Source organism: Pseudomonas sp. BNK-30 (assembly GCF_047456185.1).
Lineage (GTDB): Bacteria > Pseudomonadota > Gammaproteobacteria > Pseudomonadales > Pseudomonadaceae > Aquipseudomonas > Aquipseudomonas putida_E.
In genome coordinates this window covers 5,287,740-5,308,675 of sequence record NZ_CP179904.1, presented here as the reverse complement: position 1 = coordinate 5,308,675, position 20,936 = coordinate 5,287,740, and the positions used below count along the sequence as shown (strand labels likewise).

Genomic DNA, 20,936 nt, shown 5'->3' with positions numbered 1-20,936 from the left:
GGCTCAGCGACCGCGAACTGCTTGTTCCAGCTCGACAAAGCTCGGGCGATGCTTCGGATACAGCACCTTGCGCCCGAATTCAACGGCCAGCGAAGGTGGCATGCCAGAGGCCGAAGCGACCAGCGAAGCCTTGATCGACTCATAGAGGTTGAGCTCTTCCTTGGCATCGTGCTCCAGGCACTTGGCCAGCGGGCCGAAGAAACCATAGGCTGCAAGGATACCGAAGAAGGTACCGACCAGCGCGGCGCCGACGTGCAGGCCGATGGAGGCCTGGTCGCCTTCGCCCAGAGACGCCATGGTCACCACGATACCCAGTACTGCCGCGACGATACCGAAACCGGGCATGCCGTCGGCAATGCCGTTGACCGCATGCGACGGGTGCTCGAGCTCTTCCTTCATGCTCAACAGTTCCATGTCGAACAAGCCTTCGAGCTCGTGGGGGGCCATGTTGCCGGTGGACATGATGCGCAGGTAGTCGCAGATGAAGGCAGTCATGCGCTCATCACCCAGCACCGCTGGGTATTTGGCAAAGATCGGGCTGGCCGCGGCGTCCTCGATATCGCCCTCGATCGCCATCATGCCTTCGCGACGGCTCTTGTTGAGGATTTCGTAAACCAGGCCCAGCACTTCCAGGTAGAAAGTATGGGTGAAGCGCGTGCCGAACATCTTCAGCGACTTCTTGATTACATGCATGGTCATGTAACCGGGGTTGGCCTGCATGAAGGCGCCAAAGGCTGCACCGCCGATGATCAGCACTTCGAACGGCTGGATCAGTGCCGCGATCTTGCCGTGGGAGAGCACATATCCGCCGAGCACGCTCGCGAATACGACGATGATGCCGATAATTTTAGCCATAGGTTCAAAGCACTTGCTGTCGTGGTCAGGATGAGGGACGGGAGCTTTAAAACTCTTCTTCTACTTATCGGCAGAACTGCGCCAGACTATAGCCACTCAAAGCGAAAAGCCAGTTCGGACTGATGTCAAAATGCCAATGGAATCCAAGGTGCCCACTCAGAATCCGCGTACGCTAGAGGCCTGGGTAAAGCTGCTCGACGGTATTCGTGTTCCGGTACCGAAGCAGAGTTACGACCGGGTCATGGGCGCTATCAACGATAGCCGCCGTTCGCTTCGCGATATCGCCGAACTGATGCAGGACAGCCCGGCCCTGGTGCTGTCGGTGATGCGCGAGGCCAATCATCCCGCCAACGCCAGCCAGGCAGAACCCGCCGAAAGCCTGGAAATCGCCCTTAACAGGCTGGGCCTGGCGCGCAGCAGGGAATTGCTTACCCGCCTGCCAGCGCTGCCGGACGACGACATACCGCCGGTACTGCGGCAGTTCCTGCTGATCAGCCAGCATGCTTCGCAGCAAGCCAGCGGCCTGTTCGCCAGCCGCCTGGCGCGGCTGTGGCAGGAAATTCACTGGGGTAGCCTGCTGTTCCTCTCGCCCCTATGGCCGATGGCCCTGGCCTACCCCAAGCTGCTCGATGCCTGGGAACTGCGGGTTATCCACAAGGGCGAAGAGGCGCAAGAGGTCGAGCTCGAGCTGTTTGGCGTGCGCATCCTGGCACTGTGCCAAGCCATGGCTGAACACTGGCGCCTGTCGCAATGGGTAACCCAGGGTTACCGCATGCTGCTCGAAGAGCGTGAGCAGCTGGGGCAGATACTGAGCATCGCCCGCGACGAAGACCTGCTCAGCCAACAGCACCGCCTGGACGAGGCGCCGGCACTGAGCCGCTGGTTCAACCAGCCGGCCAATACCGTGCTGCTGGCCAACAACTTGGCCCTGGCGGCACAGGTAGGCTGGGACAACCCGCACCTGCTGCGCTGGCAATTGCTCACCGCGCTGTACCTGCAGACCACACTGGAGGACGTGCAACAGCAAGTTCACCAACAGGCCGCCGCCAGTGCCCGCCGGCACGCCAGGCATGCCTTGTTCCACCCTGCCGAGGCCTTGATCTGGCCCTGGGAACAGCGTCGCCCGCATCCGGACATGCTGACGCCACCACCGCCTTCCAGCGAGGCGCTCGGCCATTGGCGCAAGCTGTGCCAGGAGCTGCTGGCACAACCCAGCCCGTTCACCAATACCGTGCATCTGGCCACCCAGGCCCGTGAAGCACTGTTGGCCTGCGGCATGCAGCGCATCATGCTGCTGACCCTGGACAAGGCCAGTGATTACCTGCGCGTGCAGCAAACTGCCGGCTTGCCCAAGGAGGCTGCAGCCATCGCCTTGCCTGTCACGCAGAGCAAGCTTTTGCAGAAACTGGTCGGGCAGGCCGCACAGCTGCGCCTGTCACCAGACAACCATGCCCAGTTCGCGGCCCTGCTGCCGGCCCCATTGCGTGCGTTCTTCCGTAGCGAACACCTGTTGCTGCGCTCGCTGGCAGTCAACAACCAGGTACTGATGCTGGCGGTGGCCGACCAAGGCGGCAAACCGCTGGCCGATGTCAGTGTCCAGGCGTTCGGCAAAACCGCGCAATGTATCGAGCGCGCCCTTGCGGTGTTTGCCAACCGCAATGCCTGACCCTTGCGCTACAATCGCCCCTCTTTCCACACTGGAGACCGTGGATGACTGATTTTGCCGGACTACCGCTGGTGATCGAGCCCGCGGATCTGCTTGCGCGCCTGGCTTCCCCCCAGCTGATCCTGGTCGACCTGAGCAGCGCCAACCGCTATGTCAGCGGTCATATCCCGGGCGCCCGCTTCGTCGAAGGCAAACGCACCCAGCTGGGCATGCCGCCCGCGCCGGGGCTTTTGCCGGCCATTGGCGACCTGGAAAAACTGTTCAGCGAACTCGGCCACCGGGATGATGCGGTCTACGTGGTGTACGACGATGAGGGCGGCGGCTGGGCCGGGCGCTTCATCTGGCTGCTCGACGTCATCGGCCACAAGGCCTGCCATTACCTCAATGGCGGCATCCAGGCCTGGCCGGCGGACAAGCTCTCGACGGAGGCACCCGCGCCCGCCACCGCACCGGTACGCCTGCAATTGCACAGCGAACCGACTGCCACTCGCGAATACCTGCAAAGCCGCCTGGGCGCCGATGACCTGGTGATCTGGGATGCCCGCGCCCCGCAAGAATTCTCTGGTGAAAAGGTCCTGGCAGCCAGGGGTGGCCATATACCCGGCGCGGTCAACTTTGAATGGACGGCCGGCATGGACCTCAACGACCATCTGCGCATCCGCAAGGACATCGCCGAAGTCCTCCAGCAACTGGGCATCACCCCCGACAAGGAGGTGATCACCCATTGCCAGTCCCACCGCCGCTCCGGTTTTACCTACCTGGTGGCCAAAGCCCTCGGCTATCCACGCGTCAAGGCCTATGCCGGCTCGTGGAGCGAATGGGGCAACCACCCGGACACGCCTGTAGAAGTTTAAGGAACCTGCATGAAATCCCGTCTGTTCATCATCAGCCAGTACCTGCTGCCGCACCATCTTCTGTCGCGGCTTGCCGGCTGCGTCGCCGAGTGCCGCTCACGCTGGTTCAAGAATGCCTTCACCGCCTGGTTCGCCAAGCGCTACCAGGTGAACATGAACGAGGCACTGGTCGAAGACCTCACCGCCTACGAGCACTTCAATGCCTTCTTCACCCGCGCCCTCAAGCCGGGTGCACGCCCGCTGGATGAAACCCCGGGGGCAATCCTGTGCCCGGCCGATGGCGCTGTGAGCCAGCTGGGCCCGATCGAGCACGGTCGCATCTTCCAGGCCAAGGGCCACAGCTTCAGCGCTCTGGAGCTGCTCGGCGGCGACCCGGCGCTGGCCGCCCCGTTCATGGGTGGTGAATTCGCTACCATCTACCTGTCACCGAAGGACTACCACCGCGTGCACATGCCGCTGGCCGGTACCCTGCGCGAAATGGTCTATGTGCCGGGTCGCCTGTTCTCGGTTAACCAGACCACCGCAGAAAACGTCCCCGAGCTGTTTGCCCGCAACGAGCGTGTGGTGTGCCTGTTCGACACTGAGCGCGGGCCGATGGCCGTCGTGCTGGTGGGGGCGATGATCGTTGCCTCGATCGAGACCGTGTGGGCCGGCCTGGTCACTCCACCCAAGCGCGAACTTAAAACCTTCCGCTATGACGAAGGCAGCCGTGCGCCGATCCATCTGGAGAAGGGTGCGGAACTGGGCCGCTTCAAGCTGGGCTCTACGGCTATCGTGCTGTTTGGGCCGGAGCAGGTGAAGTGGGCTGAAACCCTGGGTGCCGGTTCGGCAACGCGCATGGGTGAGCTGTTGGCGGTTCCCGCGCAGGCTTGATTCTGGCAAAAAATGAAAAGGCCCTGCATGACTGAAGTCATGCAGGGCCTTTTTGTCAGCGAGGCTTGTGTCAGCCCCGCGCGTCGCGGTCGCGCAGCCCCAGCAGATACAGCACGCCGTCCAGCCCCAGAGTCGAGATGGCCTGCTTGGCCGATTGACGTACCAGTGGCTTGGCGCGGAAGGCGACGCCCAGGCCGGCCAGCGACAGCATCGGCAGGTCGTTGGCACCGTCACCTACGGCAATGGTCTGCTCCAGTTGCAGGCCCTCTTCGCTCGCCAAATGCTGCAGCAGTTCTGCCTTGCGCTGGGCATCGACGATGGGCTCGACGGCCACGCCGGTCACCTTGCCATCGACCACTTCCAGCTCGTTGGCGAACACGTAATCGATGCCCAGGCGTGCCTGCACCTGCTTGGCAAAGTAGGTGAAGCCACCCGAAAGGATTGCAGTCTTGTAGCCCATGCGCTTGAGCTCGGCGAACAGGTTCTCGGCACCTTCGGTGAGGCGCAGCGAAGCACCGATCTGGTCCAGCACACCAACATCCAGGCCTTTGAGCAGCGCCATGCGCTCCTTGAAGCTGGCGCGAAAGTCCAGTTCGCCGCGCATTGCACGTTCGGTAATCGCCGCCACCTGCTCGCCGACACCTGCAGCCTTGGCCAGTTCGTCGATGACTTCGGCTTCGATCAGGGTCGAATCCATGTCAAACACGGCCAGGCGGCGGTTGCGACGGAACAGGTCGTCCTTCTGGAAGGCGATGTCGATGTTCAGCGCTTCGGACAATGCAAAGAAGTCGGCGCGCAGCGCCTGGGCATCGCTTGGCTCACCGCGGACGGAAATTTCCAGGGCAGCCTTGCCTTTCTCGCGCTGCGCGCCCAGGGCAACACGTGCAGACAGGCGCTCGATCCGCTCGATGGTCAGGCCATATTGGCTGATGACCGCGCTGACACTCTGCAGTTGCTCCGGGGTGATCTTGCGGCTGAGGACGGTAGCGATATAGCGAGCCTCGCCCTGACCATCGGCCCAGTGCTGGTAATCGGACTCGGAAATCGGCGTGTAGCGGGCCTGCAGATTCAGCTCATGGGCCTTGGACTGCACGCTTTGCAACAGGCTGGTGGCCACTTCGTTGTCCGGTATATCGACCAGAATGCCGAACGACAGGGTGCCGTGCATGACAGCCAGGCCGATGTCGAGAATGTTCACACCGCCCTGGAGCAGGACGCCGGTGATGGCGGCAGTGAGACCCGGACGGTCCTCACCGGTGATGTTGATCAGAACGATTTCGCGCACAACCTGGCTCCGACTTCGATGAAAAATGCGCATTCTACCGATTTTCCGTGACCATCGGGCGCCAACGATACTTTGCCGACAAAACTCGGGTCGCTATACTGCGCGCACTTTCATGCCATTAAGAGCCGCGCTCTGTGAACCGGCCCACGCCCGTCAAACCAGACAACTTCTTCCTCATGATCTTCCGTGCCCTGCGCCAACGTCGCGTTCCCCTGGCACTGCGCATCGCCAGCACCAACATTTTCTTGGTGGCGCTGGCGCTGGTGATCTATGCCTGCGTGATGGGTCTGCAGTTCAAGCAGGCCATGCACGAGCAGGCTGACGCCCTTGGCCAGAGCCTGACCACCCAGACAGCCACATCGGCGACCGAGCTGCTGGTGTCCAACGACATCCTCAGCCTCAACGTGCTGTTGGGCAACCTGGTGAAGAACCCGCTGGTGGCCCATGCGGCTATATATAGCGTGGATAGCCGCATCCTGGCCGAGGCCGGGCAGCGCCCACGCAACAGCCTGCTGGGTGAGGCCGAAGGCCTGTACCAGACCAAGATCACCTTCCAGGACGTGACCGCCGGGCAACTGCGCATCAGCCTGGACATGAGCCAGTTCCAGCAGCCGATGCTGATCAGCCTGCAGAGCATGGGCATCCTGGCCGCGATCCTGCTGGCCCTGGCGCTGAGCCTGAGCCTGCGCCAAGGCCGCCACATCACCCTGCCGCTGCTGCAACTGCGCGTATGGTTGCGCGACCCGCACCCCTACACCCCGGCAATCGATCGTCAGGATGAGATCGGCGATATTGCCCGCCAGTTGCATGCCCGCCTGGCCCCGCCGCCACCTCCGGAACCTGAGCCGGAGGAGTACGAAGACGAAGACGACTTCGACGACCTGCACGATACCCCTGCGCCGGTCAAAGCCGCGCCACGGGCCAAGGTTGCCGCCCAGGTAGACGACGAAGACGACGATGAAGCCTTTGCCGGCCTGCTGGACCACGAAGAAAGCGCGCCGAAGGCCGCCGTAGTCGACTCCGACGAGCCGCAGAGCACTGCGGTGCTGGCCGTTCAGCTAGGCTCGCAGGAGCAACTGCGCCGGCTGCCACGCACCCGCCTGACCGAGCTGCTGGAACGCTACCGCGACTGCCTGGAGCAGGCCGCGTCGCTGTACGATGGCGAGACCCACACGCTCAACGACGGCAGCACTCTGGTGCTGTTCCACAGCCGCGACTGCGGCGAGGATTACCTGACCAACGCAATCTGCTGCGGCGAGCTGCTGCGCGCCCTCGGCCACGCCCTGCAGATCGAGGTAGCCGACAGCGGCATCACCTTGCAACTGCAACTGGGCCTGGCCTTGGGCGATGACCTGCATGGGCTGGAACAGGTAGACCTGCTGATGACCGAAAAAGCCCAGGACGCCCTGGCTCTTTCCCAGCACAGCCGCAACCTACTGCTGGTGGAGCGGCAGATCAGTGATGACTCGCTGATTCGCCAGCGTGCGCGGATTCGGCCGATTGCCAGCCCTGAAGGCGCCTGCTGTGTCGAGCGCTTGATGGAGCCTTACCCCTCGATGCTGGAGCGACAGTTGGCGCGGATGCACGAGCGCAGGGTCTGATATCGAGCCCCCTGCTCTGACACCCACAAAAAAGCCCGCACATGTGCGGGCTTTTCTGTATCTGGGGCAAACATCAGAACCGATAAACTTCCATATCGGTCCGGATAGGGGAAGCCATGGGGATCTTCGACTTCTCCGGTGTTTTCTTGACCTGAACCGGTGCTGCAGGTTTTTTGCGCGACTCTTCGGCAATCGCTGGCTGGTTGGCCAAGGGTTTGACTGCAGCGCTCAACTGCTCTGCCAGCTTCTGCAACAACTGCCCCTGAGCCTGCACCTGCGACGACTCGCTGCCTTCGTGCGGCTGCTCGAGGTGAACGATACGGTTGTCGCGCACATTGCCGCGACGGTCCAGCAAACGCCATTGCGCGTCGAGGATGGCCGGCTGGTTCTTGCCCGAGTCCAGGCGGGTGATCGACAGCAATACCTGCACGTCAGGCGAGAAGCCACTGCTGGCCGGCGCCAGAACCACCCGTTGGCTGTCCAGGCGCCAGGCCAGCTGACGCACCAACAGTTGATCGATGTCTGCCGACAGGCTACCGGCCCAACGACCGTCCGTCGCCGAACTCAGGCTGCCATCAGCCTGGCGCTGCAAAAAGGTTTCACGCTGCAGGTAATCGGCAACCGATACCGGGCCGAGCACCACGGCCATGCCCGCACTCTGCGAGGGCTGGCCAGGATCACCGCTGTCGAGCTGATACAGGGCAACCGGCTGATGCATGCTGCATCCGCTCAGCCCCAGCAGGCCCGTCATCAATAGCGCAAATGGAAGGCGCAGAAATTTCATTCATCCCATCCAGGCGGTCGCCACCAGGCTAACCGCATTGATACTGATATAGATTCAATCGGGCACACGGCCACGCCGGCACCACAAGGGCACTATCATCCGCGAAATGTCGGTCCGACTCCAGCATTTCTGCCTGGAACGGCGCTGAAATTGCCGCCCCAGACATTTCTACCGGTTACGCCGGAACTTCCACCTGCAAACCGTCAACGCGCTGGAACCCGCGCGGCAGCTTGCTACCCCGCCGTCCACGCTCGCCCTTGTAATGCTCAAGGTCGTCCGGCTTCAAAGACAGGGTACGCTTGCCAGCTTGCAATACAAGGGTCGCGCCCTCGGGGATCACCGCCAGATCTGTAACATATTCTTCACGGCTGGCGACCCGATCACCGGGCACACCGATGATCTTGTTGCCCTTGCCTTTGCCCAGTTGTGGCAGGTCAGCGACCTTGAACACCAGCAAGCGGCCTTCGGTGGTCACTGCCGCCAGCCAGTCCTGCTCACGGTTGGCCACCGGGCGCGGACCGATGACCTTGGCACCGTTAGGCAGGCTGAGCAGCCCCTTGCCGGCCTTGTTCTTGGCCTGCAGGTCCTCACCTTTGACCACAAAGCCGTAACCGGCATCCGATGCCACCACGTACAGCGCATCATCGTCCGGCAACAGCACGCACTCGAAGGTAGCCCCCGGCGGCGGCGTCAGGCGACCGGTCAGCGGCTCGCCCTGGCCACGCGCCGATGGCAAGGTATGCGCCGCCACAGAGTAGCTGCGCCCGGTGGAATCGATGAGCACGGCAAACTGGTTGGAACGCCCCGCCGCTGCAGCCTTGAAGCCATCCCCGGCCTTGTACGACAGGCCGGTTGCATCGATATCGTGGCCTTTGGCGCAACGCACCCAGCCTTTTTCCGACAGCACGACCGTGACTGGCTCCGTCGGCATCAGCTCGTTTTCCGACAGCGCCTTGGCTTCGGCGCGCGCGACGATCGGCGACCGGCGGTCGTCGCCGTAAGTTTCCGCATCCTTGATCAGTTCGCTGCGCACCAGCTTGCGTAGCTTGGCATCGCTGCCGAGCAGGGCCAGCAGCTTGGCCTGTTCCTTGAGCAGTTCGTCCTGCTCACCGCGGATTTTCATCTCCTCCAGACGGGCCAGCTGGCGCAGGCGCGTCTCGAGGATGTAGTCGGCCTGGATTTCGGTGAGGTCGAAACGAGCGATCAATGCCTGCTTGGGATGCTCCTCGGTACGGATGATGTGGATGACTTCATCGAGGTTGAGGAATGCAGTGAGCAAGCCTTCCAACAGGTGCAGGCGCCTCTCGACCTTCTCCAGGCGATGCTGCAGGCGGCGACGAACGGTACCGATACGGTACTGCAGCCACTCCAGGAGCAAGGCACGCAGGTTCTTGAGCTGCGGCCGGCCATCCAGGCCGATGATGTTGACGTTGACCCGATAGCTGCTTTCCAGCTCGGTAGTGGCGAACAGGTGCTGCATCAGTTCATCGGCATCCACCCGATTGGAGCGTGGGATGATCACGATACGGCAGGGGTTTTCATGGTCCGACTCGTCACGCAGGTCAGCGACCATCGGCAGCTTCTTCGCCTGCATCTGCGCGGCGATCTGCTCCAGCACCTTGGCCCCGGAGACCTGGTGCGGCAACGCAGTGACGACAATGTCGCCGTCCTCGACCCGGTATACGGCGCGCATACGGATCGAACCGCGGCCGCTTTCGTAGATCTTGAGGATCTCGGCACGCGGCGTGATGATTTCGGCTTCGGTCGGGTAGTCCGGCCCCTGGATGTGTTCACACAGTTGCTCAAGGGTGGCCTTGGGCTCGTCGAGCAGGCGCACACAGGCACTGGCCACTTCGCGCAGGTTATGTGGCGGCACGTCGGTGGCCATGCCGACGGCAATACCGGTGGTGCCGTTTAGCAGGATGTTCGGCAGCCGTGCCGGCAATACTGCAGGCTCCTGCAGGGTACCGTCGAAGTTGGGCACCCAGTCCACGGTACCCTGGCCCAGCTCACCGAGCAGCACCTCGGAGTAGCGCGACAGGCGCGCTTCGGTGTAACGCATCGCCGCGAACGACTTCGGATCGTCCGGCGCACCCCAGTTACCCTGGCCATCGACCAGCGTGTAGCGGTAGCTGAACGGCTGCGCCATCAGCACCATGGCTTCGTAGCAGGCCGAATCGCCGTGGGGGTGGAATTTACCGAGCACGTCGCCGACGGTACGCGCCGACTTCTTGTGCTTGGCATCGGCATCGAGCCCCAACTCGCTCATGGCATAGACGATGCGTCGTTGCACAGGCTTGAGGCCGTCGCCGATGTGCGGCAAGGCCCGATCCATGATCACGTACATGGAATAGTTGAGGTAGGCCTGTTCGGTGAAGTCAGCCAGCGAACGGCGTTCGACGCCGTCGAGGCTGAGTTCCAGTGAGTCGCTCATGCGGGCCTCGTCATTTCAGGTTCTGGCGCAGCAGCATGGTGCCGCCGCGCTGGGTAAATTCAAGTTGTTTCAGAGCGCTCATGCCGAGCAGCACCGTCTGCCCATCCAGCCCCGGCACCACCAGGGCGCGCACGCCCTGCAGGCGGATGTCCCCCAGTTGCAGGCTGTCCAGACGCGTGCGGTACCCTTCGGTGCGACCGTTAGCGGTGCTGAGGATGACCGGGCTGCCACGTTGCAGGCTCAGGTCACGGGCCAGCGCCTCGGGGATCGCCACGTCGGTGGCCCCGGTATCGAGCATGAAATGCACAGCCTTGCCGTTGATCGCGCCATCTGCCACGAAATGGCCCTGGCCATTACCCAGCAGGCGCACTTCGATGAAGCCTTCGCCGTGCTCGGACTGCACCTGGGTATTGGGGTTGCGCTCGCGCGCCTCCCACTCACCGAAAAAGCGCGTAGCCAGGAACATCGCCGCCGCCCAGGCGACGATCATCAGTACCCTGCCCGCACGCTTGCCCGGTGGCTGGCTCATGGTGTGGTGCTCCAACCGTCCTGCGGTGCGGCGAAGCGCCAGACGACCGGCCGGCTTTCACCATCGGCGCGGTCAGCGTTGTTGTTGTCAAGACCGATCCATGCGCCCTTGGTATCGATGACCAGCGCTTCGGCCAGGCCGAACGGCTGATCATAGCGTCGCTCGGGTACCAGAGCATCGGCTGCGAACGACCAGCAGCGCTCGACCTCACCGCTGTCGGCATGGCGTCGGCACACACGGTATGCATTACGTTCGAGGGTGAACAGCTTGCCCTCGAACCAGGCCAGGTCAGCAAAGTCCCGCGAAAGCGCACGGGCATTGGGCATTTGAGGCGGTTGCATCTCGACCCCGGCTTCACTGAGCAGTACGCAAGTGCGTCCGCACGTCCATACCGACTGCTGGCGCTCTATCTTTACCAAGCCGCGGCGCTCACGCTCGGCCGCAAGCCACAGGCGGTCACCGGCAGGGTTGATCGCCAGGCCTTCGAACAGGGCATTGAAGTTCAGCAGCATGCCAGTGGCCCTGGCCTGGCGCATCATCGCCGGGTCAACCCTGAGCCAGGCAGGCGCGCCTACGACCGGCAGTTGCAGCACGGCCACATGCGCTTCGCTGACCAGGTAGATATTACCGGCCTGATCGCAAGTGATACCTTCGTAATCAAACTGGCCACCACGAATGTACGACACCGCCCAGTTGCGCGACTTCAGCCCCCAGGGCAACCCGCTCTCCGGTACCGGGGGCGGGGAAAAAGTCAAAGGCTGGGCGCGCCACACCTCATTGTGCTGGTCGAAGCGGTAGATACGGTCATCATCACGGTCTGAAACACCCCACAGCGCACCCCGGCAAAAAGCCAGCCCGGACAGATTGCCGCCGCGCATGCCGTCAATCGGATGCTCGGATGCCAGCTTCAGCTCCGGCCAGTCGGCTGCCAGGCTCGGCAGAGTAACCAGCGTCAATAAAACCGCGACAAACAGACGAATCAAACCAGAACCTCGGCCAGATTGCCTTTGGTCTCCAGCCAGTTCTTGCGATCGCCCGCGCGTTTCTTGGCCAGCAGCATATCCATGATTTCGGTAGTACCCTGCAGGTCATCCAGTGTCAGCTGGACCAGGCGCCGGGTGTTCGGGTCCATGGTGGTTTCGCGCAATTGCGGCGGGTTCATCTCGCCCAGCCCCTTGAAGCGGGTGACCTGTGGCTTGCCACGCTTTTTCTCAGCCACCAGGCGGTCGAGAATGCCGTCGCGTTCAGCCTCGTCGAGGGCGTAGTAGATTTCCTTGCCAAGGTCGATACGGTACAGCGGCGGCATGGCGACATAGACGTGGCCTGCTTCGACCAACGGACGGAAGTGCTGAACGAACAGCGCGCACAGCAGGGTCGCGATGTGCAGGCCGTCGGAGTCGGCGTCGGCGAGGATGCAGATCTTGCCGTAGCGCAGCTGCGACAGGTCGGCAGCGCCCGGGTCGACACCGATGGCCACGGCGATGTTGTGCACTTCCTGGCTGGCCAGTACCTCGCCACCGTCCACTTCCCAGGTATTGAGGATTTTGCCGCGCAGCGGCAGGATCGCCTGGAATTCCTTGTCACGTGCCTGCTTGGCAGAGCCACCGGCCGAATCACCCTCGACCAGGAACAGCTCGGCCCGCATTGGGTCCTGGCCTGCGCAGTCGGCCAGCTTGCCCGGCAGCGCAGGGCCCTGAGTGACGCGCTTGCGCTCGACTTTCTTGCTGGCCTTGAGGCGGCGGCCGGCGTTGCTGATGGCCAGTTCCGCCAGTTGCATGCCCAGCTCGGGGTGTGCATTGAGCCACAGGCTGAAGGCATCCTTGACCACGCCCGAAACGAATGCCGCAGCCTCGCGGGACGACAGGCGCTCTTTGGTCTGCCCAGAGAACTGTGGCTCCTGCATTTTCATCGAGAGCACGAAAGTGATGCGTTCCCAGACGTCTTCGGGCGCCAGCTTGACCCCACGCGGCAGCAGGTTGCGGAACTCGCAGAACTCGCGCATGGCATCGAGCAGCCCCTGACGCAGGCCATTGACGTGGGTACCGCCCTGGGCGGTGGGGATCAGGTTGACGTAGCTTTCCTGAACACTGTCACCACCTTCTGGCAGCCACAGCAAGGCCCAGTCCACGGCTTCCTTGTTACCGGCCAGGCTGCCGCAGAAGGGCTCGTCCGGCAGGCGCTGGAACTCGCTGACCGAGTCGACCAGGTAGGAACGCAGGCCATCCTCGTAGTGCCATTCGACCTTCTCGCCGCTGGCCTTGTCCTCGAAGCTGACCAACAGGCCCGGGCACAATACGGCCTTGGCCTTGAGCACGTGCTTGAGGCGGCTGATGGAAAACTTGGGAGAATCGAAATACTTCGGGTCGGGGCTGAAGTACACACTGGTGCCGGTGTTGCGTTTGCCGACCGTACCGACCACCTCCAGCTCGCTGGCCTTGAAGCCATCGGCGAAGGTCATCTGGTATTCATTGCCGTCCCGCTTGACGCGCACGCGCACCTGGGTCGACAGGGCATTGACCACCGAGATGCCGACGCCGTGCAGGCCCCCGGAGAACTGGTAGTTCTTGTTGGAGAACTTGCCGCCGGCGTGCAGCTTGGTGAGGATCAGCTCGACCCCCGATACACCCTCTTCCGGATGGATATCCACCGGCATGCCGCGGCCATCGTCGCTGACCTCCAGCGAGTGGTCGGCATGCAGGATGACCTGCACCGAACGGGCGTGGCCAGCCAGGGCTTCGTCGACACTGTTGTCGATGACTTCCTGGGCCAGGTGGTTCGGCCGGCTGGTATCGGTGTACATGCCCGGCCGTTTACGGACCGGGTCAAGGCCCGAGAGGACTTCGATGGCGTCTGCGTTATAGGCGCTAGCGCTGGGATTGGCCATGGGTTCTCGTCGTCAGTCTGGTGAATGCAAAAAAATCAAAATACAGAAAAATCGAGCGCCGCATACTGCCCCCGGGCAACTCCGGCGAAGGCAAGCAGGGCTGGTATCTGCTCGGCAAAACCCTGGTAGCCATGGTCGCCACCGGCCTGGATACGCAACGCGCACGCCCGGTAATAACGCTCGGCGTGTCGATAGTCCAGGGTTTCATCGGCGGTCTGCAACCACACTTGATAGCGGCTGGCGTCCGCTGGGGCCGGCACTTCCAGTTCAGCGAGGGCCTGGACATGATCGTGGGTCAGTTCCCAGGTTTCGCCGCTGTAGTGGTTGCGCTGGGTGCCCAGGTAGCCGTCGAACAGTTTGTGCGGGGTGACCGCCGGGTTGATCAGCAGGGCGTTGAGGCCATGGCGCTCGGCCAGATGGGTGGCATAGTAGCCGCCGAGCGAACTGCCGACCAGCAGGGGCGCCCCCAGTTCGGCGATGGCGGCTTCGAGCTGTGCAATGGCCTGGCGCGGGTGATGGTGCAAGGCGGGTACGCGCAACTGGCCTGACAGGCCTAGCTGCTGCATCACAGCCTGGAGCTGACGCGCCTTGGTGGAGAGCGGTGAGCTGTTCAAGCCATGGATATAGAGGATGGAACCCGACATGCTGCCCCCGGAATCTTTGGCTTCGCGCCCGATGGTGGAGGCGCAGGGATGCGCAGTGTAGCGTGTTCGCCGTGTTTTGGCGCTGCGGCGGGTTTTTCGCAACAATTTTTGGGCCGCACGGCGGCCCCTGGTTTCAATAGCCCGGGCTATCAAAATCGAGCTTCACCTCAAAGTCCGTGGCCCGCTGCACCCCGGTCTCCAGCCGCCCGTCGGCATGCAGGCGCAACCACCGGTAACCCGGCTGCTCCTCGCTCACCTTGAAGTCTTCGCTACGAGCGGCGAACTGTATGCAGGTCGATGGCGTGGCCAGCAGGCGCAAACCGCCACGCAGCTCATCCCACTCCTGATGAATATGCCCCCAAAGCAGCGCCTTCACCTGTGGATAACCCTCAAGCCGGCGCAACAATTCGTCAGCATTGCGCAAACCGATCGGTGCTATCCAGGCGCAGCCGATATCCACAGGTTGATGGTGACAGCAGACCAGGCAATGGCGCCCCCCTGCCGACACCAGCGCATCATCGAGCAGCGACAGCTGTGCCGGCTCAAGCAGCCCATGGGTCGCACCTTGCACCGCCGAATTGAGCATGATGATACGCCAGGCGCCGATATCGGTTACCGCCTGCACCAGCTCCGGCGCCACCTCGGCCATGACCCTGGCTTCATCATGATTACCCGGCAACCAGCGCGCCGGTACGGCGAAGTCACCCGTCAGATCACGGAACGCCTGATACGAGGCAGCACTGCCATCCTGCGAAAGATCACCGGTGCACAGCAGCAAATCGATACACGGCTGTTCGCGGCGCACCTGGGCGATCACATGGCGCAGGCTGTCGCGCGTGCGCAGCCCCAGCAGCGTGCCCGCAGGGTCGGCGAACAGGTGAGCGTCAGTCAATTGCACCACGCATACGGGTGCCTGAGAGGGGTCTGGGTGCGGCACCGGCCGTCTCCTCGGGGAATTCAGCACGAATTATGGCGGGGGATTGGTTGCGAGCAAATAGTCGAAACCGACCGGCATCACATTTCAGCGCACACTTGCCAGCTCGTGACCACAGGCCAGGCAGTGGCTCAGCCATTCCCCGAGAAACAGATTGAGCTGGGCCTTTTCATCCGGCTGGTGCATGGACTGGTTGGGATACGGGTAGATGCTGCGCAGGCGCCGGGTATGCTCGGCGCTGACCACTTCGGCCATGCGCGCATCGTGGTACACCTGCACCTCCAGGTGGGGCACCGGCAGCCAAGGCAGGCTGTGCTCCTGGCGCACCCGCAGGGTGGTGGTGTAGGGGCAGGCCAGCACCACATCGAGCACCAGCACGCCGAGCATCTGGTCGCCCTGGGTCATGCCGATGCGGCGCGAACTCTGCGTGGTACGCATGTCGGGAAGCAGGCGCATGAGCCGGGCGTAGTTGGCCTCACAGGCTGCCTGCAGCCCGGCCAGATCGACCCGATAACGCTCACGCAGCAGGTTCACTTCCACATACCTCGTACTTCATCTCTGTTGAGCGCCAGCCATTGCAGGCCAATGATCGTCGCCGCATTGCAGATGCGCCCGTCGCGCACGGCCTGCAAGGCATCTTCGAACGACCAGACCCGCACGCGGATATCCTCGCCCTCTTCTTCCAGGCCGTGCAGCCCCCCGGCGCCTTCGCTGCTGCAGCGGCCAAGGAACAGGTGCACGTATTCATCACTGCCGCCGGGCGATGGGAAATAACGGGTCATCGGCCACAGGGCGCTGAAGGTCAGACCGGCTTCTTCTTCGGCTTCACGATGAGCGACCTCTTCAGGCTGTTCGTCCTTGTCGATCAGGCCGGCGACCATCTCGATCAGCCAGGGATTGTCGACTTTATCCAGCGCGCCGACGCGAAACTGCTCGATCAACACCACTTCATCACGCAGTGGATCGTAAGGCAGCACGCAGACGGCATCATGGCGCACGAACAGTTCGCGGCTGATCTCGCGGCCCATGCCCCCGGCAAACAGCTCATGGCGCAGGCGAAGCTTGTCGAGCTTGTAGAAGCCCTGGAAGCAATTGGCCCGTTCGATGATGTCGAAGCCCTTGGGCACTGAATTCAACGCGTCTGACATGGAAATCCTCATTACCTCAAATACTGCTTCGCGCCATCCTACTCTGCACGCCTGCCTGTTTCACCCCTTTCCGGTAACCGTTCGCGCAGTCGGGACAGCGGCTCTTCTCTCTGTTAGCTTAGTGGCGAACTGAAGGCCGCGCAGGCGGTCAAAGGCCGACTTTTCCCTGTATTGCAAGGATCATCATGACACTTGTCAAACTGACTGCCGTGGCTGTGCTGGCCTTGGCCCTCGGTGCCTGCCAGAGCCTGTTCGCGCCGAATTACCGTGCCCCACTGGAGGTAAAGCGCGACGCCTGGGAGCACGTAAAGCCAGGTTGCAGCGAGAGTGACTGCCCACTGGTGAACATTGACACCATTCACTTCCCGGACCTGCCCAAGCTCGACGGCATCGTCGAAAAACGCCTGCTGCAACTGACCGAAGACAACCAGCATGGCACCGCACCAAGCACTTTGCAGGCGTATGAGCAGCAATACCTGGCCACCGCCGACAAACGCAACAGCAGCTACCTGCAAGCCAAGGTACGTGAACAGCATGACGGGCTGGTGATCATCGAGCTGTCCAGCTACCTCGACAGCGGCGGCGCCCATGGCATGCCAGGCCGGGGCTTCATCAACTATTCGCGCAAGCTGGACAAGGTGCTGACCCTGCAAGACATGCTGGTGCCGGGCCAGGAAGATACCTTCTGGAAAACGGTAGAAGAATCGCACCGCGCCTGGTTGATCAGCGTGGGCATGGACAAGGATGCCGAGTTCGTCAAAACCTGGCCATTCAAGAAGTCGCCGCACATCGCCCTGACGTACGGCGCAGTGGTGGTCAAATATGAGGTCTATACCATCGCGCCCTACTCCATGGGCCACGTGGAGTTGAAAATCCCCTACCCACGCCTGAACGGCGTGCTCAAGCCCGAACTGTTCCCCGGCCGCGGCTGAGACTCAGTAGCGCATGCAGCCCACCCGCCAGCAACAATGCCGGCAGGGTAGCGCCGAACTCTGGCGCTTGCGCAGCGATGCTGTGATAGGCCACCACACCCACCGCCCAGGCCAGCAGCGCCTGCCAGTGCAAACCATCAATTTGTGCTGGAAGGCGGCGGCGGCGGATCACGAAGTGGTCCGTCAGCACCACACCGAACAGCGGCGCGAACACCGAGCCGATCAGCAGCAGGAAGTTTTCGTACTGGGCAAGCGGCGCCAGCAGGGCAATCAGGGTGCATAGCACACCGATGCCCAACGCCAGGTACTCGACCTTCAGGCGTACCAGCAGACTGGTCGATACCGCAGCCGAGTGGATATCGGCAAAGGCCTTCTCCGACTCGTCCAGCAAAATCAGCAGCAACGGAATACCCAGCCCGGCACCGGCCAGGGCCAGCAGCAGCGCATTGGCCTCACCGCTCGGCGCAAAGGCCAGGGTGTAGGCCACGCCAAGGCTCATCAACCAGGTATTGCCAATGAAGTAACCGAGCACGGTCCCGCCGAACACTCGCTTGGCGCTGCGGGCAAAACGTGAGTAGTCGGCGATCAATGGCAACCAGGACAGCGGCATGGCGATGACGATGTCGAAGCCCACAGCCAGCGACATCGACCCATCTGCGCTGCGCCGCCACAGCTCGCCCAGGTCAGCCTTGGCGAACAGGTTCCAGGTCAGCCACAGGCAAGCGCCCAACAACAGCCAGATCCCCCATTTGCGCAGCACCTTGCGCACGAATGCCAGCGGCCCGCTGACCGCGAGCAGCGTAGCCAGGCCACCGAAGCAGAGGGTCCAGAACATCGGGCTGTTCCATAGACTGCCTTCACCGAAGGTGCGCGCGCCGAGCAGGCTGGCGGCGTCACGCATGACAATGATCTCGAACGCGCCCCAACCGACCAGTTGCAGCAGGTTGAGCAGCGTTGGCAGGCGCACGCCTTGGCTGCCCAGGCTCAGGCGCAGGGTGGCCATGGCGCAAAGGCCCGTATCGCTGCCAATCACGCCTGCCGCCCCAAGCAGCAGCACGCCCACGCCGGTGCCCAGGGCGATGGCCAGCACCGCGCCGGCCAGGCCCAGGCCTGGAGCGAGCATCGCGCCGACCTGCAGGACCATCAGGCCGATACCGAGGGAAAACCAGAGCGAGAACAGGTCGCGACCACCGAACGGGCGTTGGCTGGTGGGGACAGGGTGGTCGGGGGAAAAATGGCTGGGAGTTGTCATTGTTGTTACTCGACAAAAGAAAACAAATCGACACGGTCGTTGCAGGAGCGGCGCACCGGCAAGGCCGCTCCTGCAACAGATCAGCGCTGCGGCTTACACCTTGTGGTACAGCTGGCTGCCTTCCTGGCGGAACCGTTCGGCCTGCTCGCGCATCCCCTCCTCAACCGATACATCCACCGCATCGATGCGCAGGTTGGCGGCGTATTCCCGTACTTCCTGGGTGATTTTCATCGAGCAGAACTTCGGCCCGCACATCGAGCAGAAGTGCGCGACCTTAGCCGATTCCTTCGGCAGGGTTTCATCGTGGAAGGCACGTGCGGTGTCAGGGTCCAGGCCCAGGTTGAACTGGTCCTCCCAGCGGAACTCGAAACGCGCCTTGGACAGGGCATTGTCACGGATCTGCGCGCCCGGGTGGCCCTTGGCAAGGTCGGCTGCATGCGCGGCGATCTTGTAAGTGATGATGCCGGTCTTGACGTCATCCTTGTTCGGCAGGCCCAGGTGCTCCTTGGGGGTGACGTAGCACAGCATGGCGCAGCCGAACCAGCCGATCATGGCCGCACCGATGCCCGAGGTGATGTGGTCGTAACCAGGCGCAATGTCGGTGGTCAAAGGGCCGAGGGTGTAGAACGGCGCTTCGTCGCAGCACTCCAGCTGCTTGTCCATATTCTCTTTGATGAGCTGCATCGGCACATGGCCAGGGCCTTCGATCATGCACTGCACGTCGTGCTTCCAGGCGATCTTGGTCAGCTCGCCAAGGGTTTCCAGCTCACCGAATTGCGCAGCGTCGTTGGCATCGGCAATCGAGCCTGGGCGTAGCCCGTCACCGAGCGAGAAGCTCACGTCGTAAGCCTTCATGATTTCGCAGATCTCATCGAAATGCGTGTACAGGAAATTCTCCTGGTGATGCGCCAGGCACCACTTGGCCATGATCGACCCCCCGCGGCTGACGATACCGGTGACCCGCTTGGCGGTCAGTGGCACGTAGCGCAGCAGCACGCCAGCATGGATGGTGAAGTAGTCCACGCCCTGCTCGGCCTGCTCGATCAGCGTGTCACGGAACAGCTCCCAGGTCAGGTCCTCGGCAACCCCGCCGACCTTCTCCAGGGCCTGGTAGATCGGTACGGTACCGATGGGTACCGGCGAGTTGCGGATGATCCACTCGCGGGTTTCATGGATGTGCTTGCCGGTCGAAAGGTCCATGACCGTGTCCGAGCCCCAGCGAATACCCCAGGTCAGCTTGGCCACTTCCTCCTCGATCGAGGAACCCAGGGCGCTGTTGCCGATGTTGCCGTTGATCTTCACCAGGAAGTTGCGGCCGATGATCATCGGCTCCAGTTCCGTGTGGTTGATGTTGGCCGGGATGATCGCGCGGCCGCGGGCGATTTCCTCGCGCACGAATTCGGCGGTGATCTCTTTGGGGATGTTGGCGCCGAAGCTGTGGCCGGCGTGCTGCTGCTTGAGCAAGCCAGCAGCGCGGGCCTCCTGCAGCTTCATGTTCTCGCGGATGGCGACGTATTCCATCTCGGCGGTGATGATGCCCTGGCGGGCGTAGTGCATCTGCGAGACGTTGGCGCCAGCCTTGGCGCGGCGCGGGTTGCGCACATGGTTGAAGCGCAGCTTGGCCAGTTCGGCGTCGTTCAGCCGCTGCTGGCCGAAGTTCGAGCTCAGCCCACCCAGGCGCTCGGTATCGCCACGGGCGTCGATCCAGGCCGAACGCACATCGGCCAGGCCTTTGCGCACATCGATGATGACGTCGGGATCGGTGTAGGGGCCGGAAGTGTCATAGACCATCACCGGCGCGTTGGCTTCGCCGCCAAAGTCGGTGGGGGTGTCGTGCAAGCTGATTTCGCGCATCGGCACGCGGATGTCCGGGCGCGAGCCCTCGACATAGACCTTGCGCGAACGCGGGAAGGGTTGCACGGACTGCTGATCGACTTGCGCCGACTCGCTGAGGTTGATCGTTTTTTCTTGTTTGCTCATCACAGGCTCCAGACAGCTTCCTAGCGGTGGAATGTCGGGGAGAACCTGAAAGACGCGGACGCACCCCTTGGCGGGCATGCAGTGCCGGATACATGGAGTGCCTTGAGCTGCTTGCAGCTGCGACATTCCCGGACCTGGCACAAGAGGCTCCCCGGGAAGGCGAGCAATCTTGTTCCCTACGCAGGCGCTAACCTGATCAGGTTCAACGGGATCCGCACCTATGCGATCTCAGCCTTTGCTTCAAGGCACCCCGACAAGAACGTGCGCAGTCTAGACTGGAG

Annotated in this window: 18 protein-coding genes and 1 riboswitch; of the genes, 5 read left to right on the top strand and 13 right to left on the bottom strand. The window is 62.6% G+C overall.

The genetic code is table 11. The features are described from left to right. Positions 1-3: 3 nt before the first annotated feature. Positions 4-855 (bottom strand): flagellar motor stator protein MotA, encoded by an 852-nt coding sequence (gene motA / locus ACMGGN_RS24625; RefSeq protein WP_046788106.1) that lies wholly within the window; start codon positions 853-855, stop codon positions 4-6. 130 nt (positions 856-985) lie between these two features. Between motA and ACMGGN_RS24620 the strand changes: the two genes are divergently transcribed. Genes ACMGGN_RS24620 through asd form a run of 3 tightly spaced genes read left to right on the top strand, consistent with a single transcriptional unit; the run spans position 986 to position 4,248 of the window. Next, positions 986-2,521 (top strand): HDOD domain-containing protein, encoded by a 1,536-nt coding sequence (locus ACMGGN_RS24620; RefSeq protein WP_323613990.1) that lies wholly within the window; start codon positions 986-988, stop codon positions 2,519-2,521. Positions 2,522-2,565: 44 nt separating this feature from the next. Beyond that, positions 2,566-3,375, top strand: a complete 810-nt coding sequence (locus tag ACMGGN_RS24615) for a rhodanese-like domain-containing protein (protein WP_046788108.1) — start codon at positions 2,566-2,568, stop codon at positions 3,373-3,375. A gap of 9 nt (positions 3,376-3,384) precedes the next feature. Continuing rightward, the gene (asd, locus tag ACMGGN_RS24610; RefSeq protein ID WP_046788109.1) at positions 3,385-4,248 is read left to right on the top strand and encodes an archaetidylserine decarboxylase; all 864 of its coding nucleotides are present in this window, start codon (positions 3,385-3,387) and stop codon (positions 4,246-4,248) included. A 70-nt stretch (positions 4,249-4,318) separates the two neighbouring features. Here asd and serB read toward each other — a convergent pair whose 3' ends face one another. Continuing rightward, positions 4,319-5,533 carry a phosphoserine phosphatase SerB gene (gene serB, locus ACMGGN_RS24605; RefSeq protein WP_046788110.1) on the bottom strand — a complete coding sequence of 405 codons (1,215 nt, stop codon included), beginning with the start codon at positions 5,531-5,533 and terminating at the stop codon, positions 4,319-4,321. 134 nt (positions 5,534-5,667) lie between these two features. Here serB and ACMGGN_RS24600 point away from each other — a divergent pair, with 134 nt between their 5' ends. Next, entirely contained in the window at positions 5,668-7,134 is a 1,467-nt protein-coding gene (locus ACMGGN_RS24600) for an AhpA/YtjB family protein (RefSeq protein ID WP_115273757.1), read from the top strand. 73 nt (positions 7,135-7,207) lie between these two features. Here ACMGGN_RS24600 and ACMGGN_RS24595 read toward each other — a convergent pair whose 3' ends face one another. From ACMGGN_RS24595 to ACMGGN_RS24555, 9 genes are all read right to left on the bottom strand, one after another. Further along, the gene (locus ACMGGN_RS24595) at positions 7,208-7,918 is read right to left on the bottom strand and encodes a membrane integrity-associated transporter subunit PqiC (RefSeq protein WP_046788112.1); all 711 of its coding nucleotides are present in this window, start codon (positions 7,916-7,918) and stop codon (positions 7,208-7,210) included. Positions 7,919-8,093: 175 nt separating this feature from the next. Next, on the bottom strand, positions 8,094-10,352 hold the full coding sequence (gene parC, locus ACMGGN_RS24590) for a DNA topoisomerase IV subunit A (RefSeq protein ID WP_046788113.1): 2,259 nt from the start codon (positions 10,350-10,352) through the stop codon (positions 8,094-8,096). 10 nt (positions 10,353-10,362) lie between these two features. After that, positions 10,363-10,881, bottom strand: a complete 519-nt coding sequence (locus tag ACMGGN_RS24585; protein ID WP_046788114.1) for a TIGR02281 family clan AA aspartic protease — start codon at positions 10,879-10,881, stop codon at positions 10,363-10,365. Beyond that, a complete protein-coding gene (locus ACMGGN_RS24580) occupies positions 10,878-11,864 on the bottom strand; it encodes an esterase-like activity of phytase family protein (RefSeq protein WP_414156340.1) in 987 nt (328 codons plus the stop codon). Before ACMGGN_RS24580 ends, ACMGGN_RS24585 begins: the two co-directional genes overlap by 4 nt. Further along, positions 11,861-13,765 carry a DNA topoisomerase IV subunit B gene (gene parE, locus ACMGGN_RS24575; protein ID WP_012316499.1) on the bottom strand — a complete coding sequence of 635 codons (1,905 nt, stop codon included), beginning with the start codon at positions 13,763-13,765 and terminating at the stop codon, positions 11,861-11,863. Before parE ends, ACMGGN_RS24580 begins: the two co-directional genes overlap by 4 nt. 35 nt (positions 13,766-13,800) lie before the next feature. Then, positions 13,801-14,409 carry a YqiA/YcfP family alpha/beta fold hydrolase gene (locus ACMGGN_RS24570; RefSeq protein ID WP_046788117.1) on the bottom strand — a complete coding sequence of 203 codons (609 nt, stop codon included), beginning with the start codon at positions 14,407-14,409 and terminating at the stop codon, positions 13,801-13,803. 133 nt (positions 14,410-14,542) lie between these two features. After that, positions 14,543-15,346 carry a 3',5'-cyclic-AMP phosphodiesterase gene (gene cpdA / locus ACMGGN_RS24565; RefSeq protein WP_196997109.1) on the bottom strand — a complete coding sequence of 268 codons (804 nt, stop codon included), beginning with the start codon at positions 15,344-15,346 and terminating at the stop codon, positions 14,543-14,545. 84 nt (positions 15,347-15,430) lie between these two features. Continuing rightward, entirely contained in the window at positions 15,431-15,883 is a 453-nt protein-coding gene (locus ACMGGN_RS24560; protein WP_042111790.1) for a DUF1249 domain-containing protein, read from the bottom strand. Next, entirely contained in the window at positions 15,874-16,491 is a 618-nt protein-coding gene (locus tag ACMGGN_RS24555; protein ID WP_012316503.1) for an NUDIX domain-containing protein, read from the bottom strand. The genes ACMGGN_RS24560 and ACMGGN_RS24555 overlap by 10 nt, the downstream gene beginning before the upstream one ends. A gap of 185 nt (positions 16,492-16,676) precedes the next feature. Between ACMGGN_RS24555 and ACMGGN_RS24550 the strand changes: the two genes are divergently transcribed. Continuing rightward, complete coding sequence (locus ACMGGN_RS24550; protein WP_115273752.1) at positions 16,677-17,423, top strand: RsiV family protein; 747 nt, start codon at positions 16,677-16,679, stop codon at positions 17,421-17,423. Here the strand turns inward: ACMGGN_RS24550 and cytX are convergent. Next, positions 17,392-18,675 (bottom strand): putative hydroxymethylpyrimidine transporter CytX, encoded by a 1,284-nt coding sequence (gene cytX, locus ACMGGN_RS24545; RefSeq protein WP_414156339.1) that lies wholly within the window; start codon positions 18,673-18,675, stop codon positions 17,392-17,394. The two genes, ACMGGN_RS24550 and cytX, sit on opposite strands and share 32 nt — an antisense overlap. Before the next feature lie 93 nt (positions 18,676-18,768). After that, complete coding sequence (gene thiC / locus ACMGGN_RS24540; RefSeq protein WP_046788121.1) at positions 18,769-20,655, bottom strand: phosphomethylpyrimidine synthase ThiC; 1,887 nt, start codon at positions 20,653-20,655, stop codon at positions 18,769-18,771. A 156-nt stretch (positions 20,656-20,811) separates the two neighbouring features. Beyond that, positions 20,812-20,918, bottom strand: a riboswitch (TPP riboswitch). Positions 20,919-20,936: the final 18 nt, after the last annotated feature.